Consider the following 9,486-nt stretch of genomic DNA (forward strand, 5'->3'; position numbering starts at 1 on the left):
TGCTGACAATCCCCAAACAGTCGCCAATATCAACAATATAAAATCCAAAATCCAAAATCTCCAATCGCTTGACGGACTGCTATCGAGTCAATTTACAGCATCGGGAAGTCTTGACAATTTGACGGCTAGCAGCATCAATGCCAGCGGCAGCGGCAGACTCAATCTTGCTGGCAGCAGTGTTAATTTAAAAGGAGAATTGGTAGCGGGAAACTGGCAAGCAACAGCAGAAACAGATCGCACTTCCATCAGGCGCTTAGGAGATTTAGGATTCCCCCTGTTAGATGTTGGCTTAGCTTTCGCTGCTGACAATCCCCAAACAGTCGCCAATATCAACAATATAAAATCCAAAATCCAAAATCTCCAATCGCTTGACGGACAAATATCCAATCAAATTCAAGCCAGCGGCAGTCTTGATAATTCAACCGCCGCCGACATAGGCGTCAGCAGCAGCGGCAAACTCAATATAGGGGACGGTACTCTTGCTTTTAGAAGTAAATTAGAAGGCAGACGCTGGCAAGCTTTCGCCGATGCCGATCGAGTTATTCTCAGTCGCTTAGAACAAACAATCCGCAATACCCAACTGTTTCCGCTGACGGCGACTTTGCCTAAAGGATTTGACGGCAGAGTTAACGGCGAATTCCAAGCAGCGGGCAGTTTGGATAACTTGACAGCCAAGGGAATTAGTGGTAGCGGAGAAGGAGTGATTGTGGTCGATCGACTCGGGGCGATCGATACTACGGCCAAATTAGAAAACGGCAACTTGCAAGCATTGCTGGAAACAAACGGAATTGCCGTCAGTAATTTAGAACAAACCCTCAAACAAACAGGTTTGCTGACAGCGGATTTACCGCCAGAAATTAACGGAACCCTCGACGGCCAAGTCCGCATTTTGGGAACAGTAGATAATTTAACCGCCAACGGCATCACCGCCAATGGCGACGGACAAATTCGACTCGCCAACGGCGGAGGAATTGTCAATGCTAAAGGCCGCGCAGAATCGGGGAATTGGCGGGCGTCAATAGAGGGCGAGCAAATTGCTCTAAGTCGCTTCCAGCAAGCCTTTGAGTCGCAGCGCCAAAGCTTGCAAACCGGAGGTGTAGTCTCTGGTGCCCAAAATCTCCCCCAGCTTGGAGGACTGTTTAACGGCAATATCAATTTATCCGGCCCGATTGCCGCTTCCCCACAAACAGTTCGCGCCGGTGGCAGTTTCCGCATCTCGGAAGTGCCGTTTTTGAAACAACCTTTTGAGGCAGTATTTAATTGGGACGGCAAACGGGTGGAAATTGAGAACGCCACAACTCCCGGTTTGACAGCAAACGGCTTTGTTAACGTCGAACTCGAAGGTAAAGGAGGGCCCTCAATTTCCAACTTAGATTTGGATGTCAAACTCGCCAACTTTAACCTGGAAGCCTTACCAGCAGAACAACTAGGATTTTTGTCTGCAATTGCGGACAAAAATTCCTCACAGCAAAACCCACCCCTGCGCGGCAATGTAGATTTTACCGGCAGCCTCACCGGAACCCTCGCCGCCCTCAGCTTAGTTGGCGACGTGGAAGTGCGGGATTTAGCAGTAAATCAAGTCGCTTTTGACCCGGTACTCGCGGGGACTGTGAATGCGGATGCTGGCAAAAGTGTAGATTTGCGTTTGGCCGGCGCAAGCGACAAAATTGAAGTAGCTTTAAATCAATCTTTTCTGCCGACATCTTTCTTAATTCAACGCGGGGAATCTGTGGCTAGCGGCCAAACCGAGGGAGAAACTTTGCGAGTTAATTTAAGCGATTTTCCCCTCGCTGCTTTGAATCTCTCACCCGGTAAAGAGGCCGGTTTGGGGCCGATAACTGGTACGGTTTCGGGACAAGTGAATGTGCCCGGTTGGAAGATGCCGTTAAATCCGGCGACTTTGCAAGCAAGCGGACAAATTGCGATCGCCCAACCGGCGATCGGCTACATTAAAGGTGACAGTTTCCAAGCCGAATTCAGCTACGCTAACGGCAGCGCCACTCTCACAAATGGCATATTCCGCCAAGGCAGCGGTCAATACTTAATTTCCGGCAATGTTCAAACAGGCGCCAACCCGCAATTTGCCGGGAAAGTTAACGTACAGCAAGGCAATTTGCAACAGGTTTTAGCCGCTTTGCAATATTTCAATTTAGGCGACTTGGCTAGAGGCTTAAAACCTCCGGTTTACGCTAGCGCCGCCGACGTGCAAACTGTAGCAGTAGGAGAACCAGAAGCCCCGCTAATTGAACAGTTGCGCCGCTTGGCAGAAATTGAAACTATTTTGCAGCAGCAGCAGCAGGCCGTGGAATCATCAGAAAAATTGCCTCCCTTATCCCAATTGCAAGGCACTTTTGGTGCGGAAATTGCTGTCGCAGGTTCTTTGCAAACAGGTGTGCAAGCTCAATTTAACGTCAAAGGCGATAACTGGCAGTGGGGAGAATATGTCGCTGAAAAGTTCAGCATTGAAGGCAGTTTTCAGGACGGGATTTTAACTGTTTTGCCTCTGGAAATTCGATCGGGCAAAAGTGCGATCGGCTTTTCGGGACAACTCGGGCAAAAAGCTCAATCCGGGCAGTTGCGGGTAGAAAATGTGCCGCTGGAAGAGTTGGCAAAAGTCGTGGAATTACCTTTTGTGGATGTCACGGGAAATTTGAATTTGCGGGCGAATTTAGCCGGCAGTTTGGAAAACCCGCAAGCTACCGGGGAATTGAGTTTGCTTGAGGGCACGCTAAACGGAGAACCGATTAAACAAGCCGACGGCAGTTTCAGTTATAGCAATGCCCGCTTGAATTTTGGCGGCAGCGCTTTGGTAACTCAAACTGAACCGATTGAAGTGCAGGGAAGTTTGCCTTTTGAGTTGCCGTTTGCAGCGGTGAAGGCCGACAGCGATCAAATCGATTTGAGGGCGAATTTGCAAAATGAAGGTTTAGCAATTATTAATGTATTGACTCCGCAAGTTGCGTGGGTCAGCGGTCAGGGACAGGTGCAAATTCGCGTCGGAGGGACGCTGCAAGACCCTGTAGCGCAAGGAATTGCGAATTTTGAAAATGCAACTGTCCGCGCGCAAGCCTTCCCAGAACCGCTGACAGGGCTGACTGGGACGGTGCGCTTTGAGGGCGATCGTATTCGGGTAGAGGGAATTCGGGGACAGTTGAGTCAGGGAGAAGTTGTCGCCGCTGGCGTGATTCCGCTGTCTGTGCCTTTTGCTGAGGGCGATGTCGATGCGGCTAATCCCTTGGCTGTGAATCTCGACAAGTTGGCACTAAACCTCAGAGGATTGTACCGCGGCGGCGTAGTCGGTCAAGTGCTGGCAAGAGGCACGGCTAGGCGCCCGCAGTTGAGCGGTAATATTGAACTGTACAACGGCGAAGTATTTCTCCGGAGTCCCGGCGGCGGCACAACTGAGTTAGCTTCTTCCTCTTCTGCTTCTGATTCTCCTTCGACATCTTCCCCTTCCCCTGCGACTGAGGTTTCTGCTTCCCCGACGACTGAGGTTTCTCCTTCTGGTGCGACTCCGACTTCCCCTCCCTTTGAAGTTGGAGTGAACGATTTGCGGCTGAATTTGGGCCGGGGAATTCGGGTAACGAGTGCGCCGATATTGAGTTTTCAGGCCACTGGGGGCTTGACGGTGAATGGAACTTTAGATGACCTTCGCCCTGTCGGTACGATTCGGTTGACTTCCGGGTCGGTGAATTTGTTTACGACAGAGTTTAGACTCGATCGAGGATACGCGCAGACAGCTACCTTTGTACCAGGACAAGGACTCGATCCGACGCTGGATGTGAGATTAGCAACTTCGGTGCAGGAAGTAACGCGGTTCCGCACTCCCGGCACATCTGTAGCCTCTGAAATCGCAGACGAACCGACAAGTTTCGGCAATGTGCGGAGTGTCCGAGTTCAAGCGTTAGTGCAGGGAAGGGCTTCTCAGTTGGCGGAAAGTCTGGAGTTGAGGAGTTCTCCGAGTCGATCGGAAACAGAGATTGTAGCGCTGTTGGGCGGCAGTTTCGTGCAGACTTTGGGACAGGGAGACAGTACGCTGGCGATCGCAAATTTAGCTGGTGCGGGTTTATTGAACAACATTCAATCTGCGATTACTAACGCCACAGGATTGAGCGAATTTCGCTTATTTCCCACTCGGATTAGAGGCAACGAAGCACAAACAGCTAGTTCCAGTTCTGGTGCGGGTTCTCTCGGTTTAGGTTTAGAAGTTGGGTTTGACATCACGCGCAATATTTCAGCATCAATCATTCGAGTTTTGTCAGCCAATCAACCGACAGAATTTACTGTGCGCTATCGATTGAGCGATAAAATTTTACTCAGAGGTGCGAGTAATTTTCAAGGAGACAATCGCGTCACTGCGGAATATGAATTAAGATTTTAGTTAGCAAAAAATACTGTCTACAAAAAGCTGACGAGCCTCAACCACGAGCAGAGAACGTGAAAAGAAGAGAAGCAATCAAATTGATAACAGTAAGTATTAGTTCTTTAATAGAGACAATATATTACTCGGGAGACCAATATATGCTTGGAAGTACGGTCAAAAATCATTATGACTGGGTATTACTATACTGGATGCCCTATGACAATAATCTCTCAAGATTCGGACAACCAATTATTCAAATGTTAAGTAAAAGTATAAAAAATGACAAGATTTTGGTAGTCGTACAATCAGACTTTAGTGGAGCAGCACAAGTTTCTAGAAGCATCCTTAGCCCAGGTAAAGTTGATACCCAATACTTAGAAACAGCAGATAGTAGTAGTGCAGAAGTCTTGAGTGAGTATCTGACTTGGGCACAATCTCAATTTCAAGCCAAACGCTGGGCTATTGTGTTTTTAGGTCATAGTGGAACCCTTATGGAAATAAGCCCCGACGAACACCCTACCTCCCCTTCAATTTCAGAAATTAGATGGATGAATCTTCAAAAAATTAATCAACTTATATTTGATTTTAACCGCTCTGTAAAAGGAAATCTCGAATTATTATTTTTCCAAGATTGTAATAAAGGAAATATTGAAGTACACCATACCTTCCAAAATACTGCTAAGTATACGCTTTCATCTCAACTCCAACTTGGAGTGCCAAATTACTATTATGAGCAATTGTTAAGCCATTTGAGCGATTATCCAGAGATTGATGGTTCTCAGCTAGCTAAAAAGATTATGGATTATGAACCGCCTGATATGTACCATAGTTTGACATTAACTAACAATCATTATTTCCGCTACTTTGCCGAAAAAGTTAATGTTGTGATTGATTCTATTTTGCAAGCAGATATTGCGCCAGTGAAAGTTTTTATATCCTCAATTTTAGGGCCTGAAGTCAATTTTTCCAATAACACTACTGTAGTAGTTTATCGTAGCTTTGGAGAAACCTTTGTTGATTTCGCAAATTTTTTACAAAAACTTACCCAATTATCAGGTGCAAGTCCGTCAGCTTGTAACGATTTATTGTTATTTTTAAATAATTTTCTCATTCAGAGAGTGCAACAGAATGGTGAATTACTGGACTCAAGAATTAGGCATAAGTATAAAAACTTATCAGGCTTAGGTTTATTCTTACCTAGAAATCGGCAGAAACTGGAAAAGTATTTGTATTTATCGGTTTATTCAGACTTAAAGCTTGTAGAGCTTTTTGAGGCAGTTGTATTCGAGACAAAAAACAACTAAAGGTATTGGGTATATTTTACTTTCCAGACTTCACAGAAGCAGTCTGGGAGGTAAAACAACAGCCAGGATTCGCTCCCAATTCCCACTTCCCAATGCTATAATATAAATAGCAGAATTAAAGCCCTGCTGCCAACCCCGCACACAAGGTTAGAGGAGTTAAGTCAGATGGCAAACAAACTCCAAGTCAATACACAGTCGATCGGCTACAGCGACTTTTACTGGAACCGCTTTAGTCCGAGAGTTGCGACTATCAGCAGTGTCCGCAATGCCAATCACTGGGACGGCGGATTTATCACCTATATTGCATTTCCCACAAAAGTAGAAGCTACAGCAGCAATGAAATATTTGCTCTTGAATCAAAAAGCTGCTGATGTCGATATGCGGAAAGCCAAACGAATGAAAGCAAAAGGCATTCGGTGGGAACTCAAAATTCGGGGTTTAGCTTTTAATGAAGTGCTGAAGCTTGCGACGATGGACATAGCTGGAAAGCTAGTTATGTCACCTGCAACTACTACTGAAGCCACAGGCTGATAATTGAAAAACTTCGTAGTTGCGCTAAGGGTGGTAAAGCGCAACTACCCACCTAAAAATCCCTAACATATTGCCTTTTCCTTCTTCCTTCTTCCCTCTTCCTTCTATAATATGCGTTTCATCAGTCCCAAAACAGACTTTGCATTCAAAAGAATATTCGGATCTTCCGAACATCCAGAAATTCTCATCAGCTTCCTAAATGCAATGCTGTATAACGGAGAACCCACCATCCAAGAATTAGAAATAATTGACCCTTATTCAGCCGGAAGCGTTACAGGATTGAAAGACACTTACCTGGATGTCAAAGCCAAGATTACCGGAAACAAAACCGTGATTGTGGAAATGCAGGTACTCAACGTCGCCGCCTTTGAAAAACGGGTAGTGTACAATGCAGCCAAAACCTATTCTACTCAACTCAAAGCCGGAGAAGGTTATTTAAAGTTAAATCCAGTGATTGCTTTAACCATCACCGACTTTATCTTATTTGAAAACACCGAAAAACTTATCTATAACTTTGAATTCACAGAGACAGAAGAGAAATTCGTCTATCCCAACTGCGAGTTAAAATTAGTGTTTGTCGAGTTACCGAAATTTAAAAAAGAATTGAATGAACTCGAAAATCTGCCGGAAAAGTGGATCTACTTTATGAAAAACGCGCCCTCTTTGGAAGCAGTACCAGATACATTGGGGTCTGTTGAAGAGATTAATACCGCGCTGGAAATTGCCAACAGAGCAAATTTGACACTAGACGAATTGAATGATGTAGACAAACGAGAAATGTTTATTCAAGACCAAATTGGGTCTGTGATGAAAGGGATAGAAATTGGTCTACAACAGGGAATCGAAAGGGGTAAAATTGAGGGGGAAATAGGATTAATTATGCGTCAGATAGTGCGGCGGGTGGGTGAGGTTACACAGGAAGTTCAAACTCGCATCCAGGGGTTATCTGCGGAACAGTTAGATGATTTGGGAGAAGCTTTGTTGGATTTTAGGAGTAAAGAGGATTTGATCGCGTGGTTGGAGTCGGCGGGATGAACTGATGAGTTAAAAAGAGAGTCGGGGATTTGCAACGCGGATTTGGTAAAATTCCCAATCTCTGCATTCATTTAAACTTTAGTATCTGCGGGAACTTCCTTCTGTAGCAGCATCCAACCTAACAGCGCTAAACTAACTCCAAGAGCGAGAAATCCTAAATCCCAAGCTAACTCGTTGATACCGGGTTTGACGTGGTGGATTCCCAAAATTTGATGGTCAACAATGCCTTCAACAAAGTCAAACAATCCAGCACCGATTAATATTGAACCGAAAAAAGTTTGAGTTGACAAAGGAACATCTTTGCGCTTCACCGCACCCCACAAACAGAAGATTCCCGCCATTGTTACCAACCAATCCGCAGCGTGAAACAATCCATCTCCGAGGGTATTTAATTCTAAACCAGCAACGGTAGTATCGGTTTTAACGCTGCTAAACATATGGTGCCACTGCAGGAGTTGGTGCAGCACAATGCCGTCAAAAAAGCCGGATTGACCGATACCGAGGAGAATTCCTGCGATAATTAGAGGTCGGCGGTTGTTAACAGCGGTGGCGGGTGAGTTTGTACGATCGTCCAATGGAAAACCTCAGATTATTTAACTGCTGAGCCTGGGTCTGTGAAGGGATTTGCCAGTACATTTTGTAGTTTTGCTGGGGAGGAGGGGCGATCGCATCATCCGCGAGAGAGATTTCTGGATACTCTTGATGCTTAATGCCAACTACAAATCTAGTTTATAATTTGATTAACTATTCATCAACAGTCATATTCTCAAACAAAATAGGTTGAATTCGCCTCAAAACTTCCTCAATTATATCCGATCGACATTCACTAAGAAAACTTGCCTGCCTTGCGCGATAATCTAAAGAACGGAGTTGATCCGTCATAATTACACCTGTTATCGCTTCACCTTCTGGAATCGGAACATAAAACGGATTTTTGCGTTGTGTGTTGCTGATGGGACAAACAAACACAAACCCCATTTTTCTGTTAAATTTAGTTTGACTCACCACCAGTGCAGGCCTAGTCCCCATTTGTTCGTGTCCTGATTGAGGGTCAAAATTGAGGCGAATAAAATGACCTCGTTCGGGGATATAGTTTACCAAACTTCCTCTCCTTCTGGTTTTCCCCAAGAGACTTCTTCGCTAGATTCTATTTCGCCTGCCAATAATTCATCTAGGGTATACTTTGATATTTTATTATTTACAAGCTCTATGACCAGTTTCCCATTTTCTATGCTGCAAATTACTGAATCTTCGGCTTTAAGGTTGAGAAACTTTACTATGTAGTCTGGTATTGGCAAAGCCAAGGAATTACCTAATTTGCTGATGTGTATTTTAGCTGTCATACATTTGCGATTAAGGCAACGCCTTTATCAGTAATTTTAACATTTTGATAAGATAAGTTGAGAATCTTTCCGCCAGCTTTCGATGGATTGAAAGGTCTGCCACTTGTTGCACCTTTTTCTATAATTTTATTCTAGTGGTTTTAATCTATCCGTAGTTAACAAAGTTCTGAAACGCTTAGATGTTACAGTCTACAAGTCTCCATGCGAGAGAAGAGACGCGAGAGAAGAGATACCCCCTTCCCCCACCAACCACCTCGCAACCCCCACCCCCACCCCTTCCCTCCCGGGAGGTGTCCTTGAGGTGCTTGGGTGTTGAATTTTAGATCATCATAGTACAACCATTCATTATTCACACGCCAACCTACGCGATCGCCAAAAGCTTGCCATATTTCACTATCATATTCCCTGGTTCCCCCCAGACTTTGATAAATGCGTTTCTGCACCGAAAAGCCGAAGAGTCCATTACTGTATTTTACCCAAAGTTGGTCTATCGTTCGCAAGTCCTCACAGGGAAATCGATCAATATCTTCCTTCCTCAGCCAGCCTTCACGTGTTCTATCCGCTACTTCCAGCATTTTTTTTATCGTTTCCTCATCCGCTTCTTTCCATTTTCCAGTTGCCAGTAAATCGCGCAACTTAGTGTAGTCTACTCCCCGTTCTGACTTGAGGGGAACATCCTGCTCAATAGGAGTAGGATTAGGAGGTGCAGGTTGAGGGGATTTTTCGGTTGTAGCACTATTTTTAGAACTCGGTTGATATGGTTTAGCTGCTGGCTGTATCTTGGCAACGGCAATTCTTTTTACTGCTTCAATCGCATCCATATCACCAGGAAAGGGTGCATCTCACTTTTGCAAATATATGAAAAAAGCGCGAAAATGAAAAAGCTAGTAAAACTGTGAAAAAAGATGAG

The 9,486-nt window shown here is 45.0% G+C and carries 8 protein-coding genes; 4 read left to right on the forward strand and 4 right to left on the reverse strand.

Features of this window, described 5'->3' with window-relative positions; translation table 11 throughout:
• The 4 genes from QUA47_RS29030 to QUA47_RS29045 all read left to right on the forward strand — a co-directional run.
• Positions 1 to 4,381 (forward strand): translocation/assembly module TamB domain-containing protein (locus QUA47_RS29030; RefSeq protein ID WP_333433340.1); only part of this gene is annotated, 4,381 nt, incomplete at its 5' end.
• A gap of 140 nt (positions 4,382 to 4,521) precedes the next feature.
• Positions 4,522 to 5,667, forward strand: a complete 1,146-nt coding sequence (locus QUA47_RS29035) for a clostripain-related cysteine peptidase (protein WP_333433341.1) — start codon at positions 4,522 to 4,524, stop codon at positions 5,665 to 5,667.
• A 165-nt stretch (positions 5,668 to 5,832) separates the two neighbouring features.
• On the forward strand, positions 5,833 to 6,198 hold the full coding sequence (locus QUA47_RS29040; RefSeq protein WP_006633171.1) for a hypothetical protein: 366 nt from the start codon (positions 5,833 to 5,835) through the stop codon (positions 6,196 to 6,198).
• Positions 6,199 to 6,309: 111 nt separating this feature from the next.
• Complete coding sequence (locus tag QUA47_RS29045; RefSeq protein ID WP_333433342.1) at positions 6,310 to 7,233, forward strand: Rpn family recombination-promoting nuclease/putative transposase; 924 nt, start codon at positions 6,310 to 6,312, stop codon at positions 7,231 to 7,233.
• Between the two features lie 71 nt (positions 7,234 to 7,304).
• On the opposite strand, the gene QUA47_RS29050 is transcribed toward QUA47_RS29045, so the two are convergent.
• The 4 genes from QUA47_RS29050 to QUA47_RS29065 form a co-directional block, all read right to left on the reverse strand.
• Positions 7,305 to 7,808, reverse strand: a complete 504-nt coding sequence (locus QUA47_RS29050; protein ID WP_333433343.1) for a DUF2243 domain-containing protein — start codon at positions 7,806 to 7,808, stop codon at positions 7,305 to 7,307.
• A gap of 169 nt (positions 7,809 to 7,977) precedes the next feature.
• The gene (locus tag QUA47_RS29055; RefSeq protein ID WP_333066622.1) at positions 7,978 to 8,334 is read right to left on the reverse strand and encodes a type II toxin-antitoxin system PemK/MazF family toxin; all 357 of its coding nucleotides are present in this window, start codon (positions 8,332 to 8,334) and stop codon (positions 7,978 to 7,980) included.
• A complete protein-coding gene (locus QUA47_RS29060) occupies positions 8,328 to 8,576 on the reverse strand; it encodes a hypothetical protein (RefSeq protein ID WP_333433344.1) in 249 nt (82 codons plus the stop codon). Before QUA47_RS29060 ends, QUA47_RS29055 begins: the two co-directional genes overlap by 7 nt.
• Positions 8,577 to 8,758: 182 nt before the next feature.
• Positions 8,759 to 9,397, reverse strand: a complete 639-nt coding sequence (locus tag QUA47_RS29065; protein WP_333433345.1) for a GUN4 domain-containing protein — start codon at positions 9,395 to 9,397, stop codon at positions 8,759 to 8,761.
• Positions 9,398 to 9,486: the final 89 nt, after the last annotated feature.

This window comes from Microcoleus sp. MON2_D5 (genome assembly GCF_036701905.1).
Classification (GTDB): Bacteria; Cyanobacteriota; Cyanobacteriia; order Cyanobacteriales; family Microcoleaceae; genus Microcoleus.